The sequence below is a fragment of the Streptomyces sp. NPDC057854 genome, assembly GCF_042797055.1.
Lineage (GTDB): Bacteria > Actinomycetota > Actinomycetes > Streptomycetales > Streptomycetaceae > Streptomyces.
Window position 1 is genome coordinate 27,169 of the sequence record NZ_JBHVMF010000014.1, and the last position, 21,413, is coordinate 48,581.

Below are 21,413 nucleotides of genomic sequence, written 5' to 3' on the forward strand. Positions count from 1 at the left end.
ACGCCCGCCACCAGGCAAGCGGCCGGTAACTCGGCGGGCGCCGGGCGGCAGCTGACCGGGCACCCCGATTGCCGGTCGGTTGCCTGGTGACCGGCCCGCGGACCGGGGCAGCATCGACGCGCACCGTCCGCCCCCGGCCCGTCGCCACGCGCCCCGAACCGGCGCCCGCCGCGGCTTCCCCGGCCGGGGCCGCCCGACCGGGACGGCGCGCACCGAGAGCGGCTCACGAGAGAGCGGTTGACGATCCGAATGACTTCACGTGACGCGGAGACCACCGTCCGCCCCGAGACGTCCGGCCCCGACGCCGGCGGCGCGCTGCCGCTCACGGCCGCCCAGCGGGGCGTCTTCTACGCCCAGCGGCTCGCCCCCCACGACCCGGCCTTCAACACGGTCGTCGTGATGGAGGTCCGCGGGCCGGTGGACGGGCCGCTGCTCGCGCGGGCGGTGCGGGTCGCCGAGGGCGAGAGCGGAAGCTTCGACGTCGCGTTCGAGGAGACCGCCGACGGCCCCCGGCAGCGTCCCGTCGCCCCCGGCTGCTCGACCTGGCGGGAGCTGGACCTCACCGGCGAGCCGGACCCGTTCGCGGCGGCGCACGCCCTCATGGACGCGGACCGGCGCACCGCCAACGACCTGTTCACCGGCGTCCTCTCCGCGCACGTCCTCATGCGGGTCGGCGACGACCACTACCTCTGGTACCAGCGCAGCCACCACATCCTGTCCGACGGCTACGGCTCCGTGCTGCACTCCCGCCGCATCGAGGAGGTGTACGAGGCGCTGGTCGCCGGCGAGGAGCCGGCCGGCCGGCCGCTCGGCCCGCTCACCGACCTGCTCGCCGACGAGGCCGAGTACCGCGCCTCGGAGCAGTACACCGCCGACAAGGAGTACTGGACGCGGGCGTTCGAGGACCGCCCCGAGACCGTCAGCCCCGCCCCCGGAGTGCCGACCGGCGCCGCCGGCATCGCGCACGCCGCCGAGACCCGGCTCGGCGCCGACGACTACCGGGCCCTGCACGGCGCCGGCCGCGCCGCCCGCGCCCCGTGGAGCGTCGCCCTGCTCGCCGCCGTCGCCGCGTACCTGCACGGCGTCACCGGCGCCACCGACCTCACCCTCGGCGTGCCCGCCACCGCCCGTCTCGGGCCGCGCTCCCAGAACGTGCCCGGCATGCTCTCCAACACGCTGCCGCTGCGCCTCACCGTCGACCCGGCCGCGAGCCGCACCGAACTGATCCGGCACGTCGGCCGCCGCCTCGGCGAACTCCTCACCCACCAGCGGCACCCGTACGACGAACTCCGCCGCGACCTGCGCCTGCTCGGCACCAACGAGCAGCTGTTCGGCGTGCTCGTCAACATCATGCCCGCCGGCTCCGAGAGCAACTTCGCCGGCCGCGAGGCCACCCTGACCGCGCTGTCCGGCGGGCCCGTCATCGACCTCAACCTCACCTGCCACCCGGAACCCGACGGCACCGGCGTGCGGATCGCGTTCGAGGCCAACCCCGAGCGGTACACCGAGGCCGAACTCGCGGCCCACCAGGAGCGGTTCACCGCCTTCCTGGACCGCTTCCTCGCCGCCCCCGGCGACCGGCCGCTCGCCCGCGTCGACGTCGCCACCGACGCCGAGCGCGCCCGGCACCTCGCGGCCGGCCTGCCCGCCGCGCCCGCGGAGCCCGTCCGCACCTTCCCCGAGCTGTTCGCCGACCAGGTCCGGGCGACCCCGCACCGGCCCGCCGTCGTCTCCGCCGACGGCGACCTCGACTACGCCGGACTCGACGCCCGCTCCGGCCTGCTCGCCCGCGTGCTCGCCGCCTGCGGCGCCGGACCCGAGCGGGTCGTCGCCGTCGCCCTGCCGCGCGGCACCGCCGCCGTCGTCGCCGCCGTCGGCGTGCTGCGCTCCGGCGCCGTCCACCTGCCGATCGACCTCACCTACCAGCGGTCCCGCGTGACCGCCATGCTCGACGACACCGCGCCCGCGCTGCTGCTGACCTCCCGCGCCACCGACGACCCCGGCCTGGCCCCCGGCGTGCCCCGGCTCTACCTGGACGCCGACGGCACCCCCGAGCCCGGCGCCGCCCCCGCGCCGGAGGACCCCGCCGGCCCGCGCCCCGAGCACCCCGCGTACGTCATCTACACCTCCGGCTCCACCGGCCGTCCCAAGGGCGTCGTCGTCACCCACACCGGCCTCGCCGGACTCCTCGCCCACCAGCGGACCCTGCTGGAGATCACCCCGGAGCGGCGCGTCCTCCAGTTCGCGTCGCCCGGCTTCGACGCCTCCGTGTGGGAGATGTGCACGGCGCTGCTCACCGGCGCCGCCCTCGTCGTCGCCCCCGCCGAACGCCTCACGCCCGGCCCCGAACTCGCCGCGCTCGTCCGCGAACTGGGCGTCGACTGCCTGCTCATGGCCCCGTCCGCGCTGGCCGCCATGCCCGCCGGCGGACTGCCCGAGGGCATCGTCCTCGTCGTCGGCGCGGAGGCGTGCTCGCCCGAGCTGGTGGACCGCTGGTCGCCCGGCCGCCGCATGGTCAACGCGTACGGCCCCACCGAGTCCACCGTCATCGCCACCCAGACCGGCCCGCTGTCCGGCCGGATCGTGCCCCCCATGGGCGGCACCGTCCCCGGCACCCGGGTCCGGCTCCTCGACGACGCGCTGCGTCCCGTGCCGCCCGGCGTCCCCGGCGAGATCCACCTGGCCGGCGACGGCCTCGCCCGCGGCTACCTGAACCGGCCCGGGCTCACCGCCGAACGCTTCGTCGCCGACCCGTACGGCCCTCCCGGCAGCCGCATGTACCGCACCGGCGACCTGGCCCGGTGGACCGCCGACGGCGAACTGATCCACCTCGGCCGCACCGACCGGCAGGTCAAGGTGCGCGGCTTCCGCATCGAACCCGGCGAGATCGAGAGCGTCCTCGCGAGCGCGCCCGGCGTCGCCCGGGCCAGCGTCGTCGTCCGCGAGGACCGGCCCGGCGTCCGCCAGCTCGTCGCCTACGTCGTCCCGGCCGGCACCGCCGCCCCCGACGCCGCCGCGCTGAAGCAGCGGGTCCGCGACGCCCTGCCCCCGTACATGGTCCCCGCCGCCGTGGTCGTCCTCCCGGACCTGCCGCTCACCCCGAGCGGCAAGCTCGACCAGCGGGCGCTGCCCGCCCCCGCGTACGTCGGCACCGCCGCCGAACGCGCCCCGCGCGACGAACGCGAGGCCGTGCTGTGCGGGCTCTTCGCCGACCTGCTCGGCGCCACCGACGTCGGCGTCGACGACAGCTTCTTCGAGCTGGGCGGCGACTCCATCGTCGCCGTCCGGCTCGCCTCCCGGGCCGCCCGCGCCGGCCTCCCGCTCACCCCGCAGGCCGTCTTCGCGCACAAGACGGTCGCCGCGCTCGCCGCCCACGCCGGCGAGGAGCTGGAGCGCGGCGCCGGACGCACCGTCCGCCCCGTCGACCCGGACGCCGCACTGGTCACCCTCGCCGACGGCGAACGCGAACGGCTCGCGGCGGCCTGGCGCCACCTGGACGACGGCGGCGAGAGCGGCCTCGCGGACGTGCTGCCGCTGACCCCGCTCCAGGAGGGCATGCTCTTCCACGCCGAGTTCGGCGACGCCCCCGACGCGTACACCGTGCAGAAGGTCTTCGGGCTCGCCGGCCCGCTCGACCCCGCCGCCTTCCGCGACGCCTGCCAGGGCCTCGTCCGCCGGCACACCGCGCTCCGCGCCGGCTACGCCCGGTCCGCGTCCGGCGAAGCCCTCCAGCTCGTCGCCCGCACAGCCGAGGTCCCCGTCGACGAGCACGACCTGCGCGGACTGCCCGCCGCCGAACGGGACGCCCGCCTCGCCGCCCTGCTCGCCGCCGAGAAGCGGACCCGCTTCGACATGTCCCGGCCGCCGCTGCTGCGCTTCGCCCTGGTCCGCCTGGAGGACGAGCGGCACCTGATGGTCCTCACCGGCCACCACATCGTCTTCGACGGCTGGTCGGTGCCGCTGATCCTGCGCGACCTGCTCGCGCTCCACCGCGGCGACACCGCCGCGCTGCCCGCCCCGGTGCCGTTCCGCGCCTATCTGGCGTGGGCGGCCGGGCAGGACCGGGCGGCGGCCGAGGAGGACTGGGGCCGGGCCCTCGCGGGTCTGGACGGCCCCACCCTCGTGGCCCCCGCCGCCCCCGCTCCCGCAGCCACCGCAGACAGTGCAGACAGTGCCGACGCGCTGCCCGGCCTCCTCGTCGCCGAGCTGCCCGCCGGCCTCACCGCCGACGTCCAGAAGGCCGCCCGCGCCCGCGGCGTCACCCTCAACACCGTCGTCCAGGGCGCCTGGGCGCTGCTCCTGCACACCCTCACCGGCCGCGACGACGTCGTCTTCGGCGGCACCGTCTCCGGCCGCCCGCCCCGCCTGGACGGCGTCGACGAGATCGTCGGCCTGCTCATGAACACCGTCCCGGTCCGGGTCCGGCTGCGCCCGGAGGAGCCGCTGGCCGACCTGCTGGCCCGGGTGCAGGGCGAGCAGCTGGCCCTCGCCGACCACCACCACCTCGGCCTCGCCGACCTGCACCGGATCGCCGGACACAACGAACTCTTCGACACCTCCGTGGTGTTCGGCAACGCGCCGATCGACCGCGAGCAGATCCTCGCCCAGGCCGACGGCCTCACCATCACCGTCGAGGAGGCCGACCCCACCGGCGCCACCCACTACCCGCTCAGCCTCTCCGCCGGCCCCGGCGAGCGGCTGCGCCTCGAACTCACCCACCGCACCGCCCTGTTCGACGCCGAGGACGCCGCAAGCTGCCTCGCCCGGCTGCGGACCGTCCTGGAGACCTTCGCCACCGACCCCGAACTGCCGGTCGGGCGGCTTCCGTTGCTGACCGGGGCCGAGCTGGCGGCCCTGGAGCCCGCCGACCCCGGCGGCGACCCGGTCCCCGGCACGCTCCCCGCGCTGTTCGCCGCGCAGGCGCGCCGCACCCCGGACGCCGTCGCCGTCGTCTGCGAGGGCGAGCGGATCGCCTACGCCGAGCTCGACGCCCGCGCCGGCCGGCTCGCCACCGTCCTCGCGGCCCGGGGCGCCGCCCCCGGCGAGGTCGTCGGCGTCCGGATGCGCCGGTCGGCCGCGCTGATCACCGTCCTGCTCGCCGTCCACCGGGCCGGCGCCGCCTACCTGCCGCTCGACCCCGAGTACCCGGAGGAGCGGGTCCGGCACATGCTGGACCAGGCCCGGCCCGCCTTCGTCGTGGACGACGCCTTCCTCGCGGCCCACGCCGCCGAGGCCGACGCCGCCGCCGAGCACCCGGGGACAGCGGTGCTGCCGGCCCACCCGGCGTACGTCGTGTACACCTCGGGCTCCACCGGCCGCCCCAAGGGCATCGTGGTCACTCACGCCGGCATCACCAACTACCTGGCCGGCATGCAGCGCAGGCATCCGCTGACCGCCGCCGACCGGGTGCTCCAGCGCACCTCGCTCAGCTTCGACCCGTCGGTGTGGGAGATCTTCTGGCCGCTCCACCACGGCGCCGCCGTGGTCGTCTCCCGGCCCGACGGTGAGGACGCGCCCGGCTACCTGCCCGGCCTGATCCGCGACGAGGGCGTCACCGTCGCCCAGTTCGTCCCCTCGACCCTGGAGGTCTTCCTCCGCGAGCCCGGCAGCGACCGCTGCACCACGCTGCGGCAGGTCTTCGTCGGCGGCGAACAGCTCACCGGCGCCCTCGCCGACCGCTTCCACGCGGCCGTCCCGGCGGCGGAACTGCACAACCAGTACGGGCCCACCGAGGTGTCCGTCTACACCACCACCGGCCGCGCCGACGCCGGCCGCCACCCCACCGCCGTCCCCGTCGGCACCCCCCTCGCCGGCCTGCGCCTGCACGTCCTGGACGGGTTCCTGCGTCCGGTGCCGGTGGGTGTGGTGGGGGAGATCTACATCGCGGGCGCGGGTGTGGCGCGCGGGTATGTGGGGCGTCCGGGTCTGACGGCCGAGCGGTTCGTGGCGGACGTCGGGGGTGCGCCGGGTGCGCGGATGTACCGGACGGGTGACCTGGGGCGCCGGCGGGCGGATGGCTCGGTGGAGTACTGCGGCCGGGTGGACTTCCAGGTGAAGGTGCGGGGTCACCGGGTCGAGCTGGGGGAGATCGAGGCCGTTCTCGCGTCGGATCCCGGGGTGGCGCAGGCGGTGGTCGCCGTCGTGGCGGACGCGGCCGGGACGCGGCATGTGGTCGGGTACGTGCGGCCGGTGGCCGGTGCGAGCGTCGATGGTGACGTGCTGCGGGAGCGGGTGGCCGTGGTGCTTCCGGACTACATGGTGCCGGTGCGGGTGCTGGTGGTGGACGCGTTCGCGCTGACGCCGAACGGGAAGGTCGACCGGCGGGCGCTGCCGGCGCTGGAGCTGAAGGCGGTGCGGGAGTACCGGGCGCCGTCCACCGAGCGCGAGCGGGTCCTGCACGACGTGTTCGCGGAGGTCCTGGGCCGGGACCGGGTCGGTGTCGACGACAGCTTCTTCGACCTCGGGGGCGACTCCATCGTCTCGATGCGCCTCGCCGCCCGCGCCCACCGCGCGGGCCTGGTCCTGAGCGCGAAGGACGTCTTCGTCCACAAGACCATCGCCGCCCTCGCCCTCGTCGCCACCGACGCACCCGCCGACGACGACAACGACAACACCAAGCCAGCGAGCGCCGACGCCCTGATGAGCATCGACGCGGACGAATTCGACGAGCTCGAAGCCCAGTGGGAGGCAACGCCGTGAGGCAGACGACACTCGAAGCGGTCCTGCCGCTCACCCCGCTCCAGCAGGGCATGCTCTTCCACGCCCTCTTCGACGGCGACGGCGTCGACGCCGGTACCGGCGGCGTCGACTTCTACAACGTGCAGACACCTCTGGAACTGGTCGGTGCCCTCGACCCGGAGGTGCTGCGCGGCTCCTGCGCCGCTCTGCTGGCGCGCCACGGGAGCCTCCGCGCGGGGTTCCTCCGGCGCCGCTCGGGCGAGGCCGTCCAGGCCGTCGCCCGGGCGGTGGAGCCGCACTGGGAGGAGGCCGACCTCTCCGGCTTCGGCCCGGACGAGCGCACGGTCCGGCTGACCCGGCTGCTGACCGAGGACCGGGCCCGCCGCTTCGACATGGCCCGCCCGCCGCTGCTGCGCTGCACCCTCGTCAAGCTGGCGCCCGAGCACCACGTGCTGGTCGTCACCCACCACCACATCCTGCTCGACGGCTGGTCCGTGCCGCTGGTCCTCGGCGACCTCTTCCGCATCTACCGCGACGGCGGCTCCGCCGACGCGCTGGAGCCGGCCGTGCCGTTCGCCGACTACCTCGGCTGGCTCGGCGCGCAGGACCGCGAGCACGCCGAACGGGCCTGGCGCACCGCCCTGGCGGGCGTCGACGGCCCCACCCTGGTCGCCGGCGGTCACGGCACCCGGGACTCCGACCGAGGCCAGCGCCGCGTCGTCGCCGAACTGTCCGAGGCGGCCACGGCCCGCGTCGCGCAGGCCGCCCGGGCCCGCGAGGTCACCCTCAACACCGTCGTCCAGGCCGCCTGGGCGCTGCTGCTGACCTCGCTCACCGGCCGGCCCGACGTCGTCTTCGGCAACACCGTCGCCGGACGCCCCCCGGAGCTCGCCGGCGCCGACCGCATGGTCGGCCTGATGATCAACACCGTGCCGGCCCGGATCCGCGTCGACCCCGCCGAGACCGCCGCCGCGCTCCTCGGCCGCGTCCAGGCCGAGCAGACCGATCTCCTCGGCCACCAGTACCTCGGCCTCGCCGACATCCAGCGCGCCGTCGGCGTCACCGAACTCTTCGACACCACCCTCGCCTTCGAGAACTACCCGGTCGAGGAGGCCGTCCAGGGCGCGCAGGTCGCCGGGCTCACCGTCAGCGTGCTGCGTGACGCCGCCGAGGACACCCCGGAGGGCACCCACTACCCGCTGAGCCTCGCCGTCTACCCCGGCCCCCGGCTGCGCCTCGAACTCAACCACCGCGAGGACGTGTACGGCACCGAGGAGGCGACCGCGATCCTCGACCGGCTCGCCCCGCTCCTCGAAGCCCTCACCGGCCGCCCCGACGTGCCCGTCGCCCAGCTCCCGGTGTGGACCGAGGCCCAGCACGACGCCCTCCTGGCCGTCTCGCGCGGCCGCACCGCCGCCCACCCGCCGCAGACCCTCCACGCGCTGTTCGAGGAGCAGGCCCGCGCCACCCCGGACGCCGTCGCCGCCGTCGACGCCACCGGCCGTCTCACCTTCGCCGCGCTCGACGCGGACGCCGACCGGCTCGCCCGCCGGCTGACCGCGCGGGGCGCCGGGCCCGGCCACCTGGTGGCCGTCGCCCTTCCCCGTACCACCGCCGCCGTCTCCGCGATCCTCGCCGTGCTGAAGTCCGGCGCCGCCTACCTGCCGCTCGACGCCGACCAGCCCGCCGACCGGATCGCCGCGCTCTGCGCCGAGGCCGGGCCCGCGCTCGTCGTCGCCGACGCGACGACCCGGCACGCGCTGCCGGACGACGTGCCGGTGCTGCTCGCCGACGCCGGGGACGACTCCCCGGAGCCCGGCGCCGACGCGCCCCGGCCGGCGGGCCCCGCCGATCTCGCGTACGTCGTGTACACCTCGGGCTCCACCGGCCGCCCCAAGGGCGTCGCCGTCGAGCACCGCAACCTCGTCAACATGTTCCACAGCCACCGGGCGAACTTCTTCACCCCCGAGCGGGAGGCGGCCGGCGGCCGTCCGCTGCGCGCCGCCCTCACCAACTCCCTCGGCTTCGACGCCTCGTGGAGCCAGCTGCTGTGGATGGTCGCGGGCAACGAGCTCCACATCGTCGACGACACCGTCCGCAAGGACGCCCTGGCCCTCGTCGCCTACGCGGCCGACGCCGCCGTGGACGTCCTCGACACCACCCCGTCCGTCGCCCGCCAGCTCCTCGCCGCCGGCCTGCTCGACGGCAGCGGCGGCGGCCACCGCATCCGTACCCTCGCCCTCGGCGGCGAGGAGGTCGGCGACGACCTGTGGACCGAGCTGCGCGCCCTCCCGGGCCTGTCCGTCTACAACCTGTACGGCCCCGCCGAGTGCACCGTCGACGCGATGCTCTGCCGCGCCGCCGACAGCGACCGGCCCTCCCTCGGCGGCCCCGCCGACAACACCGACGTCCACGTCCTGGACGGGTTCCTGCGTCCGGTGCCGGTGGGTGTGGTGGGGGAGATCTACATCGCGGGCGCGGGTGTGGCGCGCGGCTATGTGGGGCGTCCGGGTCTGACGGCCGAGCGGTTCGTGGCGGACGTCGGGGGTGCGCCGGGTGCGCGGATGTACCGGACGGGTGACCTGGGGCGCCGGCGGGCCGATGGTGCGGTGGAGTACTGCGGCCGGGTCGACTTCCAGGTGAAGGTGCGGGGTCACCGGGTCGAGCTGGGGGAGATCGAGGCGGTGCTCGCGTCGGATCCCGGGGTGGCGCAGGCGGTGGTCGCCGTCGTGGCGGACGCGGCCGGGACGCGGCATGTGGTCGGGTACGTGCGTCCGGTCGCGGGTGCCGTCGTGGACGGTGACGTGCTGCGGGAGCGGGTGGCCGTGGTGCTTCCGGACTACATGGTGCCGGTGCGGGTGCTGGTGGTGGACGCGTTCGCGCTGACGCCGAACGGGAAGGTGGACCGGCGGGCGCTGCCGGCGCTGGAGCTGAAGGCGGTGCGGGAGTACCGGGCGCCGTCCACGGAGCGCGAGCGGGTCCTGCACGAGGTGTTCGCGGAGGTGCTGGGCCGGGACCGGGTCGGTGTCGACGACAGTTTCTTCGACCTCGGGGGCGACTCCATCGTCTCGATGCGCCTCGCCGCCCGTGCTCACCGCGCGGGTCTGGTCCTGAGCGCGAAGGACGTCTTCGTCCACAAGACCATCGCCGCCCTGGCCGAGGTCGCCCGCGACGTGCCGCAGGACGCGGGCGCCGACCTCACGGCCGCCGGCCCGCTGGTCGACCTGGACGACGCCGAGCGCGCCGAACTCGACGCCCTCGCCGGCCCCGTCGCCGACGTCTGGACGCTCACCCCGCTCCAGCAGGGCATGCACTTCCACGCCCTGCTCGCCACGGACGCCCTCGACGTCTACGTCACCCAGCGGCCCCTGCGGCTCACCGGCACCCTCGCGCCGGCCGTGCTCCGCGACGCCTTCGACGCGCTCCTCGCCCGCCACCCGGCGCTGCGCACCTCGTTCGTCACGCTCGGGTCCGGCCGCTCCGTGCAGGTCGTCCACGACGACGTGCGGGTGCCGTGGGAGGAGCGGGACCTGTCCGGCCTGGCGCCGGCCGAGCGGGAGGCGCGGCTCGCCGAACTCCTCGACGAGGACCGGGTACGGCGCTTCGCGACCGACCGGCCGCCGCTGCTGCGGGTCGCGCTCGTCAAGCTCGCCGCCGACGAGCACCTGCTGCTGGTGACCCACCACCACCTGCTGCTCGACGGCTGGTCGCTGCCGCTCGTCTTCCGCGACCTGTTCGCCTCGTACGCCCGCGGCGGCACCGGCACCGGCACCCCGCCCGTCCCGTTCGACCGCTTCCTGCGCTGGCTCGCCGCCCAGGACGAGCAGGCCGCCGTCGCGGCGTGGCGCGCCGAACTGGCCGGCCTGGACGAGCCCGCCCTGGTCGCGCCCGGCTCCGACGCCGCCACGGCCACCGTGCCCGAGCTCGTCGCGACCGCCCTCGACGCGGAGGCCACCGAGCGGCTGACCGACACCGCCCGCCAGGCCGGACTGACCCTGAACACGCTGGTCCAGGGCGCCTGGGCGATCGCCCTCGGGCAGTTCCTCGGCCGCGACGACGTCGTCTTCGGCGCCACCACGGCGGGCCGCCCGCCCGAGCTGCCCGGCGCCGAGGACATGGTCGGCCTGCTCATGAACACCGTCGCCGTCCGCGTCCGGCTCGACCCGGGCCGCCCGCTCCGCGACGCCCTGGCCGCCCTCCAGGAGACCCAGGCCGGGCTGCGGCCCTTCCACCACCTGGGTCTCGCCGAGGTGCAGCGCGCCGCCGGCATCGGCGAACTCTTCGACACCGTCGTCGGCTTCGAGAACACGCCCGTCGACGGCGACGCCGTCCAGGCCCAGGTGCCCGGCCTGCGGATCGGCGTGGACGACACCCCCGCGCCCGGCGCCTCGCACTACCCGTTCAGCCTGGTCGTGGTCCCGTCCGGGCGGCTCAGCCTCGAACTGACCTACCGCGCCGACCTGTTCACCGCCGCCGAGGCGGCGGCCGTGCTGCACCGGGTCCGCGCCGTCCTGGACGCCTTTGCCCAGGACCCGGCGGTCCCCGTCGGCCGGATCGACCTGCGGACCGACGCCGAGCGCGCCGAACCGGTCCGCGCCGGCGCCGCCACCCCGCCCCGGGCCACCTTCCCGGCGCTCTTCGAGGCCCACGCCGCCGCCCGCCCCGACGCCGTCGCCGTGTACGACGGCCCGCACGAGGTCACCTACGGCACCCTGGACGCCGAGGCCAACCGGCTCGCCCGCGTCCTCGCCGCCCGCGGCGTCGGACCCGGCAACGTCGTCGCGGTCGCCCTGCCCCGGTCCGCCCGCTCGGTCCTCGCCGTCCTGGCGGTCCTCAAGAGCGGAGCCGCGTACCTGCCGCTCGACCTCGGCTACCCGCCGGAGCGGCTGCGGTACATCATCGACGACGCCCGACCCGACCTGGTGCTCACCACCGCCGACGGCAGCGCCGTCACCGCCGCGGCCGGCGCCGGCGCGGGACGCACCCTCAGCCTCGACGGCGACGGCGGCGCGCTCACCGGCCCCGACGACCCGTTCGGCCTGGCGCTGGAGCTCACCACCGGCCTGTCCGGCGAGCCGCTGCGCGACGACGAGCGGTCCGCGCCGCTGACCGCCGGCTCCGCCGCGTACCTCATCTACACCTCCGGCTCGACCGGCCGCCCCAAGGGCGTCCTCGTCCCGCACACCGGCATCGCCGCGCTCGCCGCCCAGCAGCGCACCGGCCTCGCCCTGCGCGACGACGAGCGGGTGCTGATGTTCGCCTCGCCGAGCTTCGACGCCTCCGTGTGGGAGCTGGCGACCGCGCTGCTCAACGGCGCGAGCGTGGTCGCCGCCCCCGCCGACGACCTGCTGCCCGGGCCGTCGCTGGCCGCCACCGTCGCCCGGCACGGCGTCACCACGCTGCTGCTGCCGCCGTCGTCCCTCGCGGTGCTGCCCGAGGGCGCATTGCCGCCCGGCGTCACCCTCGTCGTCGGCGGCGAGGCGTGCACGCCCGACCTCGTCGAGCGCTGGTCCGCGGGGCGGCGGATGGTCAACGCGTACGGCCCGACCGAGGCGACCGTCATGGCCACCATGAGCGGCCCGCTCGCCGGCCGGACCCACCCGCCGCTCGGCGAGGCCGTCGCCGGCGCCCGCGTCCACCTCCTCGACAGCGCGCTGCGGCCGGTGCCGGTCGGCGCCCCCGGCGAGCTGTACCTGGCCGGCGAAGGACTCGCCCTCGGCTATCTGCGCCGGCCCGGGCAGACCGGCGAGCGCTTCGTCGCCGACCCGTACGGCCCGCCCGGGACGCGCATGTACCGCTCCGGCGACCTGGCGCGCCGCCGCCCCGACGGCACCCTCGAATACCTCGGCCGGGCCGACCGCCAGGTCAAGGTGCGCGGCTTCCGCATCGAGCCCGGCGAGATCGAGGCCGTGCTCGCCGAGGACGCCGCCGTCGCCGGCGCGGCCGTCGTCGTCCGCGAGGACCAGCCGGGCGTGCGCCGCCTCGTCGGGTACGTGTCCCCGGCCGGCGGCCTGCGGCCCGACCCGGCCGCCCTGCGCGACCGGGTCGCCGCCGCCCTGCCGCCGTACATGGTGCCCGCCGCCGTCGTCGTCCTCGACCGGCTGCCCGTCACCCCCGGCGGCAAGCTCGACCGGGACGCGCTGCCCGCGCCGGACTTCGCCGCCGCCGCGGACAGCCGGGCGCCGCGCAACGCCCGCGAGGAGCAGCTGTGCGCGCTGTTCGCCAAGGCGCTCGGCACCGGGAGCGTCGGCATCGACGACGGCTTCTTCGACCTCGGCGGCGACTCCATCGTCTCGATCAAGCTGGTCACCCTGGCGCGCGCCGAGGGCCTGGACATGACCCCGAAGGACGTCTTCACGCACAAGACGGTCGCCGCGCTGGCCACCGCCGTGAAGGAGATCGACCCGGCGGGCGGCGCGTCCGCCGGAGGCGACGGCGACGGCTCCGACGAGCCGCTCGTCACCCTCGACCAGGACGAGCTGGCCGAGTTCGCCGAGGAGTGGAGCGACCCGGTGTGATCCGCAGCCGGGGCGGGATCCGTACGCGCCCCCGCCCCGCGCCGGCCACCACCGGCGGCCCCCGCACGACCCCCGTACGGCCGCATCACGACGTACGCCCGCACCACCCCGTACGACCGACCGCACCACCCCGCACCACCGCTGGACCGTTCACGGCCGGGACCCTGCTCGGCCGGTCCGGCGGGCACCACCCCGCGCCGCCGCCCACGCCCGTGGGCCGGCGGCGCACAGGACCGAACGACCGCACCGACCCCCGAGGTCCCGACCAGGAGGACACCGACCATGACCACCACGACGCAGCACGCCGCCCCGCTTCCCCTGGACGGGACCGGCGACGGCGGGCTCGACACCCCGGTGGAGCTCCGGCTCGACGCCGACGAGGCCGCCGAGCTGGAGGCCGTCGCCGAGAAGCTCGGCGACCTCCACGGCGCGCCGTCGCTGCCGGAGTTCTACGACCGCGCGGCCGGCGCCGAGGACCTGCTGCCCGCCCGGCTCCGCTCCTTCCTCGCCGACTTCCGCCGCTCCGAGCGCTCCGCCGCCGCCCTCGTGCACGGCTTCCCGGTGGACGGGGACGCGCTCGGCGCCACGCCCGGGCACTGGCGGGAGGCCGTCCGCGGCGAGACGGCCCGCGCGCAGGAGCTGTGGCTGGCGCTCTGCGGCCTGGTCCTCGGCGACCCGTTCGGCTGGGTGACGCTCCAGGAGGGCCGGATCATCCAGAACATCCTGCCCATCCGCGGCGACGAGGAGCGGCAGAGCGGCTACGGCAGCGAGGCGCTGCTGGAGTTCCACACCGAGGACGGCTTCCACCCCAACCGCTGCGACTACCTGCTGCTGTTCGGGCTGCGGAACCCGGACCGGGTGCCGACCATCGTGGCCTCCGTGCGGGACGTGCGGCTCGACGACCACGACCGCACGGTCCTCGCGGAGAACCGCTTCCACATCCGGCCGGACACCGAGCACATCCGGCAGCTGGAGACCCACGACCCCGGCCACCCCGCCCTGCCCGGCCTGCGGGCCATGCGGGACCGGCCGGAGCCCACCGCCGTCCTGTCCGGCGACCGGCTCCACCCGTACCTGCGGATCGACCGCCCGTTCATGGACGTCCGGCCCGGCGACACCGAGGCGGAGGGCGCGCTCGACCGGCTGATGGCCGAGCTCCAGCGCGTCCAGCAGGACGTCGCCGTCGGCCCCGGCTCGCTGCTGCTCGTCGACAACTACCGCGCCGTGCACGGCCGCCGCCCCTTCACCGCCCGCTACGACGGCACCGACCGCTGGCTGAAGAAGCTCACCGTCAGCCGCAACCTCCGCCAGAACCTCAACGGCTACGCGCTCCGGCACCCGCGCGTCATCGTCTGAGCCCGGCCGGCCGAGCAGAGAGAGGGAGGCAGCCCACCCATGCGCACCGTCATCGTCTCCGGCGCGTCGAGCGGCATCGGCCACGCGACCGCCGAGCGCTTCGTCCGCTCCGGCGACCACGTCGTCAACCTCGACGTCCAGGCCCCGCCCGCCGACACCCCGCAGGGCCCCCGCGAGGGCGGCGGGCACCTGCGCTGGATCAAGACCGACGTCGCCGACTGGGAGGCGGTCCGGGCCGCCGTCGACGAGACGCAGGCCGAGCACGGCCGGCTCGACGTGGTGATCGCCAACGCCGGCATCAGCGTCCGGCACGGCATCCTCGACCTCACCGAGGCCGAGGCCCGCCGCACCCTGGACGTCAACCTGATGGGCGTCCTCGCCCTGTGGCGCCACGCGACCGGGCACATGCTGCGCCAGGGCGGCGGGGTGCTGCTCGCCACGGCGTCCGTCAACGGCACCCGCGGCTACCCGCTGTACGCCGACTACAACGCCTCCAAGGCGGGCGTCACCTCGCTGTGCCAGACGTTCGCGATCGAGCTGGCCCCGCTGATCCGCACCGCGTGCGTCGCGCCCGGCGCGGTCCTCACCCCGATGCAGCGCGCCGAGTACACCGACGCGATGCTCGACGAGACCAACGCCCGCATCCCGCTGCGGCGCCACGCGGCGCCCGAGGAGATCGCCGACGTCTTCCACTTCCTCGCGTCGGACCGGGCGTCGTTCGTCTCCGGCCAGGAGTTCGTGGTCGACGGCGCCGAGACGGCGGGCGCCACCACCGCCTTCTTCCCGGGCCCCACGGAACCCCTCCGCTGACCCGCCCGCCGACCCGGCCGCCGGGCGGGGCCCGCCGCCCCGCCCGGCGCCGTCACCTCCAGGAACACCCCGCCCCGCCCGCCCGCACCACCGCCGGAGAGTCCAGATGACCGCCATGACCAGCCGCCCCGCGCTCGCCACGAGCGCCCTGGAGGACGTCGACCTCGCCGACCCGCTGCTGCACGCCCGGCACGACCTGGGGGCGCACTGGAAGCGGCTGCGGGACGAGGAGCCGGTGCACTGGCAGCCGCCGCGCGCCGGGCGCCCCGGGTTCTGGGTGATCAGCCGCTACGACGACGTGGTGTCCGTCCTCGCCGACGGCGCCGCCTTCACCTCGGAGCACGGCAACGTCCTCGACACCCTCCTCGCCGGCGGCGACTCCGCCGCCGGCAAGATGCTCGCCGTCACCGACGGCCGCCCGCACAAGGCGCTCCGCAGCGCCCTGCTCAAGCCGTTCTCGCCGCGCGCCCTGGACGTCGTCGTCGACAGCGTGCGGCGCGGCACCCGCGCCCTGGTCGCGGAGGCCGTCGAGCGCGGCACCGTCGACTTCGCCACCGAGGTCGCCGCGCACATCCCGCTGGCCGCCATCTGCGACCTGCTCGGCGTCCCGGTCTCCGACCGTCAGCACATCATCGACCTGACCTCCTCGGCCCTGTCGTCGCCGGACGGCGTGCCGACCGAGGAGGCGACCTGGGCCTCGCGCAACGGCCTGCTGCTGTACTTCTCCGAACTGGCCGCCTCCCGCAAGGAGAAGCCGCTCGACGACGTCGTCAGCCTGCTGGTCACCAAGGAGATCGACGGACGGCCCCTCACCCACGAGGAGATCGTCTTCAACTGCTACAGCATCATCATGGGCGGCCACGAGACCACCCGCTTCGCGATGATCGGCGGCCTGCGCGCGCTCATGGAGCGGCCCGGGCAGTGGGACGCGCTCGTGTCGGGCCGGGCCGCGCTCGCCCCCGCCGTCGAGGAGGTGCTGCGCTGGACGACGCCGGCCCTGCACGCCGGCCGCACCGCCACCCAGGACGTGGTCCTGGGCGGGCAGTTCGTCGAGGAGGGTGACGTCGTCACCACCTGGATGGCGTCGGCCAACCGCGACGAGCGGATCTTCGACCGGCCCGAAGAGTTCGACCTCGCCCGCACCCCCAACAAGCACGTGTCGTTCGCCTACGGCCCGCACTTCTGCCTCGGCGCCTTCCTGGCCCGCCAGGAGCTGACCGCGCTCCTGGAGAGCCTGCGCGAGCTGGTCGGGCACGTCGCGCCGGCGGGGGAGGAGACGTACGTGTACTCCAGCTTCCTCAGCGGCCTGTCGTCCCTCCCGGTCGCCCTGGAGCCGCGCCGCTGACCCCGCCGGCCGCCGCGGCGGTGCCGGCTCACACCGCCGACACCGCCGCCAGCTCCGCGACCACCGCGGCGACCGTCTCCGCCGGGTGGCTCTGCGGGAAGTAGTGCCCGCCGGGCAGCACCCGCAGCCCGTGCCGGCCCGTCGTGTACCGCTCCCACGGCTCGACCTGCGCCACCGTGGACACCGTGTCGCCGGCCCCCGCGAACGCCGACAGCGGGCAGCCGACCGGCTCCGGCCCCGCCGCCAGGTACGCCTCGGCGAACGCCATGTCGCCGCGCACCGCCCGCAGCAGGTCCCGCAGGAACTCCGGGAACTCCAGCAGCTCCGGCGGCAGCCCCCCGGTGCCGCTCAGCCAGTCGATCAGCCCGGCGTCGTCGCCGGACGCCACCGAGCCGCGGCCCAGCGGCACGTGCGGCGCCCGCGACCCCGACACCAGCAGCGCGCCCGGCGTGCGCGGCCCGCCGGCGCGCGCCGCCTCCCGCTCGATCCTACGGGTCAGCTCGTACCCGAGGATCGCCCCGAAGCTGTGCCCGAACAGCGCGTACGGCACGTCGAGCTCCCCGCGCACGCCGTCGAACAGCGCGTCCACCAGCGCGTCCATCGTCGCCGGCATCGGCTCGTCGATCCGCGAGCCGCGGCCCGGCAGCTCCACCGGCGCCAGCTCGATGCCGTCCGGCAGATGGGCCCGCCACGCGTGGAAGACGCCGACGCCGCCGCCCGCGTGCGGCAGGCACAGCAGCCGCAGCCGCGGCACCCCGCGGGCGTACCGGGCGCTGATCCAGGAGGACGCGGCGAGGGGACCCGCCGCCGTGTGGTGAGTGGTCGTCATGGGCGCAAGACTGGGCGCCGGGGCGCCCGTCGGCCAGGCAGCTCGGGGGCAACTTCGCCGCATGTCCCGCGCGGGCGCGCGAAGTTGCCGCGTGGCTGCCGGGCGGGATGCCTGGGGGCGGCGGACCGCCGTGCCTAGCGTGAGCCGCATGACGAACACTCCTGCCGCCGTCGGCACCGACACCGTCTCCGCCATCGTGAGCGGGATGGTCCAACTGATCGCCCCCCGCAAGGTCGACACGGTCGGCCCGGAACTGCGGCTGATCGGCGACCTCGGCTTCCACTCCCTCGTGCTCGCCGAGCTCGGCTACAACCTGGAGGAGCTGTACGGCCTCCGGTCGCTCAACCCCGAGGAGGCCATGCGGCTCCAGAACGTCGGGGACGTGATCGAGCTGGTCCGCTCCGAGGTGGCCGCCGGGCAGGCCGAGCTGGCCGAGGCCGAGGTCGTCGAGGACGTCTTCGCCCGCTACGGCGTCGAAAGCCCCCTCGCGTGACCGGGCGCGCCTTCGACCGCCCGGCCTACGCGCTCGCCGAGGACCTGGACCGGGCGCTCGGCGACCCGGAGGCCCCGAGCGGGCCGTTCAGCTACGCCGAGACCGTCGCGCACGAGGAGGAGGGCGCGGTGCCGCCCGGCGCCGTCGACCTGGTCCGCGCGTGGGGCTTCGCCGACCACCTGGTGCCCGAGCCGTTCGGCGGCAAGCTCCGCAACCTGGAGCAGCTGTTCCTGCTGACCCGCTCGCTGTCCCGCCGCAACGTCACCGTCGCCGTGATGTTCGGCTCGGCGGTCCTCGGCATCAACCCGGTGTGGCTGTGGGGCACCGACGAGCAGCGCCGCCGCGTCGCCGAGGGCTTCCTCTCCGGCGACCTCGCCTGCTTCGCGGTCTCCGAGCCCGACCACGGCAGCGACCTCGGCACCAACGAGACCGTCGCCGCCGTCGACGGCGACGACTACGTGCTGACCGGCGAGAAGTGGCCCGTCGGCAACGCCACCCGGGGCCGCTTCGTCACCGTCTACGCCAAGGTCGAGGGCGCCGGCTCCTCCCTGCTGCTGCTCGACAAGAAGCAGCAGGAGGAGGTCACCTGGGACAACCACCCGTTCGTCCGCACGGTCGGCCTGCGCGGCCACGACCTCAGCGGCCTCACCTTCCGCGGCACCCGGGTGCCGTCCTCGGCGCTGCTCGGCCGGGCCGGCGCGGGCCTGCCGGAGGTCCTGCAGGTCCTCCAGATCACCCGGACCGCCATCGGCGCCCTGTCGATCGGCACCATGGACTCGGTGCTCCGGATCGGTCTGCGGCACTCCCGGGACCGGATCCTGTACGGCGAGCCGATCTACGCGATCCCCGTCATCCGGCGGCACCTGCTGGGCGGCTTCCTCGACCTGCTGATCGCCGAGTGCACCGCGCTGCCGGTGGCCCGGTCGCTCACGGTCGCGCCGTCCCGGCTCAGCCTCTGGTCGTCGGTGGTCAAGTACCTGGTGCCGACCCTCGGCGAGGAGGTCGTCCAGGAGATGGCCCGGGTGCTGGGCGCCCGCAGCTACCTGCGCGAGGGCGTGGCGCACGGCGCGTTCCAGAAGCTCCAGCGCGACCACGCGATCGCGAGCATCTTCGAGGGCACCACCCACGTCAACCTGCACGGCATCGCGGCGCAGCTGCGGGCCGTGGCCCGGGTGGCGGAGACGCCCGCCCGGAAGGGCGAGGAGGTGCTGCGCGGCCTGTTCGACTGGTCGGAGGAGGCGCCGCGCTGGGAGCCGTCGGGCCGGGCGCTGCGGCTCACCAACGCCGCCGAGGACGAGATCACCCGCGGCTGGGGTCCGGCGGTCGCCGAGGCGCGCCGGATCGCGGACGGCGAGCTGCCGGCGGCCGAGGCCGCGGCGCTGGTGAAGGTGCTGGACGCCTTCGACGAGCGCCGCCGGGCCTTCTACGCCCGGGTGGACACGGACGCGTTCGACGCGGTGTCCACCGAGGGGCAGGACCTGGCGGCGGAGCACTGCGTGCACCACGCGGCGGCGTCCTGCCTGTACACGTGGCTGTACTCGTTCGGTGCCGAGCGGTCCGCCGAGGGCGGTACCGGCTGGCTGGTGCTGGTGCTCCAGCGGCTGCTCCAGCGGCTCGACCCGTCGGCCGGGCTCGACGAGACGTTTCTGCCGTGGCTGGAGGAGCGGATCCTGGCCTCGCTCGACGGCCCGGAGCACTTCTCGCTCCGGACCGTCAAGGAGGCGGTCGGCGCCTGACCCCCGCGATCATGCGCCCTTCACGCCTGGTGCTCCGTCAGCCGACGGCGCACCAGGCGCTGTCGTCCGCGGGCCGCGCTCGGGCGGCTCCGGCGACCTCGGTGACGAAGTGCCGGACCAGCGAGTGGACCCGGTAGTGGTACTGGCGTTCCCGGTGGATCTGCACCAGGGAGGCGTCGGCCAGCTCGGCGAGCAGATGGGCGACGTGCGGGGCGCCGGCCGCGTCGCCGGGCCCGGGGATCGTCAGCGCGTCGTCCAGGGAGAACGTCCGGGGCAGCGCCGCCAGCCGGTGCAGCAGGTCCCGGTGGGGGGCGGGCAGCAGCTCGTAGCTCCAGCGGACGCTGCTCGACAGGGTGCGGTGGCGGGACAGGTCGCCCGCGTCGACCCGGGTCAGCAGGTGGAACAGCGTGTCGTCGTCCAGGAGCGAGGTGAGCGGCAGCGACCGCAGCCGGCCCGCCGCTAATTCGATGGCCAGCGGGAGCCCGTCGAGCAGCCCGCACAGCTCCCGGACGAGCGGCAGCCGGCTGCTCAGGTCGAGCGTCGGCAGGCTGGCCTGCACCCGCCGCAGGAAGAGCTCGACCGCGCTGGGCACGGCGGCCTCGCCGCGCGCCCGCGGCCCGGTGTCCAGCGGCTCGACCTCCCAGGTCTCCGCGGCGCTCACCGCCATGGTGCGGCGCGAGGTGACCAGCACGTGCAGCCCCGGGTGGGCGTCGAGCAGGCCGCGGACCACCCGGGCGGTCTGCTGGACGACGTGCTCGGCGCTGTCGAGGACCAGCAACTGCCTGCGCATTCCGGCGTCTTCGCGCGTAGAGATGTCGGAACGGACGAGGTCGCCCGTGATGCGGTGGAGTTCGCTGGCGGCCCGGACCGGGTCGATGTGCTCGGGCGGGCAGTCGTGCAGTTCGGCGACGGCCACCCCGTCCTGGAAGAGCGGCAGCAGCCGGGCCGCCGCCGCGAGTGCCAGCCGGGTCTTGCCGACGCCGCCGGGCCCGGTCAGCACGACGAGCCGGCCGCGCTGCACGGCGCCGAGGAGGTGCCGCAGGTCGGCCTGGCGGCCCACCAGCGGGGCCGGCAGCGGGCGGGGCCCGTACCACGGCGGGGGGCCGGAGTCGGCCGCCGGCCGCTCGGCCTCGGGGTGCGGGGCGGGCGCCGGCCAGCCGCCGCTCTCCGCCGGGGCGCCCTTGTCGAGCGCGGAGGCGGTCGCTCCGAACGCGCTGAGCAGCAGCGACACGGAGCTGCGGCGCGGATTGACGTTGCTGCCGGTCTCAAGATTGCGGATGGTCCGGACGCTGACGCCGGACCGCTCGGAGAGTTCTTCCTGGGTCCAGCCCGACATTCTGCGTTGGTGGAGCAGGAAGTCTCTCAGGCTGTGGATGTCCGTGGGTCGGAACGGGATCGTTTCGTTCGGGGTCTGCATGGGGAAGAACACCCTCCGGATCGTGTGCGGAATGCGTTGCAACGCGCAGGTGGATCGGCGGTGTTGTTCCGGCGACGACATGTCGGTGTCGCGGCCGCCTGTGCCGGGCCGATCCTCGGGAACGGGGACGTGGATGGTCCCGAATTCCCGTTGGTATATGCCTTTTCCCGAAGGTTTAATCCGTGGGGACGGTGAAAGACGACGGTTGCAAGCGGGAGGCGGCCGATCGGG

The 21,413-nt window shown here is 75.7% G+C and carries 9 protein-coding genes; 7 read left to right on the forward strand and 2 right to left on the reverse strand.

Annotated features, from left to right (window positions below):
* The first annotated feature begins 249 nt into the window (after window positions 1-249).
* The 5 genes from ACFVQZ_RS20730 (at window position 250) to ACFVQZ_RS20750 (ending at window position 16,707) form a co-directional block, all read left to right on the forward strand.
* Window positions 250-6,699: an amino acid adenylation domain-containing protein gene (locus tag ACFVQZ_RS20730; RefSeq protein WP_383624643.1), complete on the forward strand. Its 6,450-nt coding sequence runs from the start codon at window positions 250-252 to the stop codon at window positions 6,697-6,699.
* On the forward strand, window positions 6,696-13,196 hold the full coding sequence (locus ACFVQZ_RS20735) for an amino acid adenylation domain-containing protein (protein WP_383624646.1): 6,501 nt from the start codon (window positions 6,696-6,698) through the stop codon (window positions 13,194-13,196). Before ACFVQZ_RS20730 ends, ACFVQZ_RS20735 begins: the two co-directional genes overlap by 4 nt.
* Window positions 13,197-13,478: 282 nt before the next feature.
* On the forward strand, window positions 13,479-14,552 hold the full coding sequence (gntD, locus tag ACFVQZ_RS20740; protein ID WP_030498330.1) for a guanitoxin biosynthesis L-enduracididine beta-hydroxylase GntD: 1,074 nt from the start codon (window positions 13,479-13,481) through the stop codon (window positions 14,550-14,552).
* Window positions 14,553-14,591: 39 nt separating this feature from the next.
* On the forward strand, window positions 14,592-15,362 hold the full coding sequence (locus tag ACFVQZ_RS20745; protein ID WP_383624650.1) for an SDR family NAD(P)-dependent oxidoreductase: 771 nt from the start codon (window positions 14,592-14,594) through the stop codon (window positions 15,360-15,362).
* A 115-nt stretch (window positions 15,363-15,477) separates the two neighbouring features.
* Window positions 15,478-16,707, forward strand: a complete 1,230-nt coding sequence (locus ACFVQZ_RS20750; RefSeq protein WP_030498328.1) for a cytochrome P450 — start codon at window positions 15,478-15,480, stop codon at window positions 16,705-16,707.
* Window positions 16,708-16,735: 28 nt separating this feature from the next.
* On the opposite strand, the gene ACFVQZ_RS20755 is transcribed toward ACFVQZ_RS20750, so the two are convergent.
* Entirely contained in the window at window positions 16,736-17,536 is an 801-nt protein-coding gene (locus ACFVQZ_RS20755; protein WP_030498327.1) for a thioesterase II family protein, read from the reverse strand.
* 148 nt (window positions 17,537-17,684) lie between these two features.
* Here ACFVQZ_RS20755 and ACFVQZ_RS20760 point away from each other — a divergent pair, with 148 nt between their 5' ends.
* Together ACFVQZ_RS20760 and ACFVQZ_RS20765 are read left to right on the forward strand one after the other, a co-directional pair.
* The gene (locus ACFVQZ_RS20760; RefSeq protein WP_051788470.1) at window positions 17,685-18,029 is read left to right on the forward strand and encodes an acyl carrier protein; all 345 of its coding nucleotides are present in this window, start codon (window positions 17,685-17,687) and stop codon (window positions 18,027-18,029) included.
* Complete coding sequence (locus tag ACFVQZ_RS20765) at window positions 18,026-19,765, forward strand: acyl-CoA dehydrogenase family protein (RefSeq protein ID WP_030498325.1); 1,740 nt, start codon at window positions 18,026-18,028, stop codon at window positions 19,763-19,765. The genes ACFVQZ_RS20760 and ACFVQZ_RS20765 overlap by 4 nt, the downstream gene beginning before the upstream one ends.
* A gap of 37 nt (window positions 19,766-19,802) precedes the next feature.
* Here the strand turns inward: ACFVQZ_RS20765 and ACFVQZ_RS20770 are convergent, their stop codons facing one another.
* Window positions 19,803-21,182, reverse strand: coding sequence for an XRE family transcriptional regulator (locus ACFVQZ_RS20770; RefSeq protein ID WP_081959700.1), 1,380 nt, complete (start codon window positions 21,180-21,182; stop codon window positions 19,803-19,805).
* Between the last annotated feature and the right edge of the window lie 231 nt (window positions 21,183-21,413).

What these genes read in the sequence shown, in the direction of transcription:
- gntD (WP_030498330.1), top strand. Translation starts at nt 13,479, where the DNA reads ATGACCACCACGACGCAGCACGCCGCCCCGCTTCCCCTGGACGGGACC.
- ACFVQZ_RS20750 (WP_030498328.1), top strand. Translation starts at nt 15,478, where the DNA reads ATGACCAGCCGCCCCGCGCTCGCCACGAGCGCCCTGGAGGACGTCGAC.
- ACFVQZ_RS20745 (WP_383624650.1), top strand. Translation starts at nt 14,592, where the DNA reads ATGCGCACCGTCATCGTCTCCGGCGCGTCGAGCGGCATCGGCCACGCG.
- ACFVQZ_RS20760 (WP_051788470.1), top strand. Translation starts at nt 17,685, where the DNA reads ATGACGAACACTCCTGCCGCCGTCGGCACCGACACCGTCTCCGCCATC.
- ACFVQZ_RS20770 (WP_081959700.1), bottom strand. Translation starts at nt 21,182, where the DNA reads ATGCAGACCCCGAACGAAACGATCCCGTTCCGACCCACGGACATCCAC.
- ACFVQZ_RS20730 (WP_383624643.1), top strand. Translation starts at nt 250, where the DNA reads ATGACTTCACGTGACGCGGAGACCACCGTCCGCCCCGAGACGTCCGGC.
- ACFVQZ_RS20755 (WP_030498327.1), bottom strand. Translation starts at nt 17,536, where the DNA reads ATGACGACCACTCACCACACGGCGGCGGGTCCCCTCGCCGCGTCCTCC.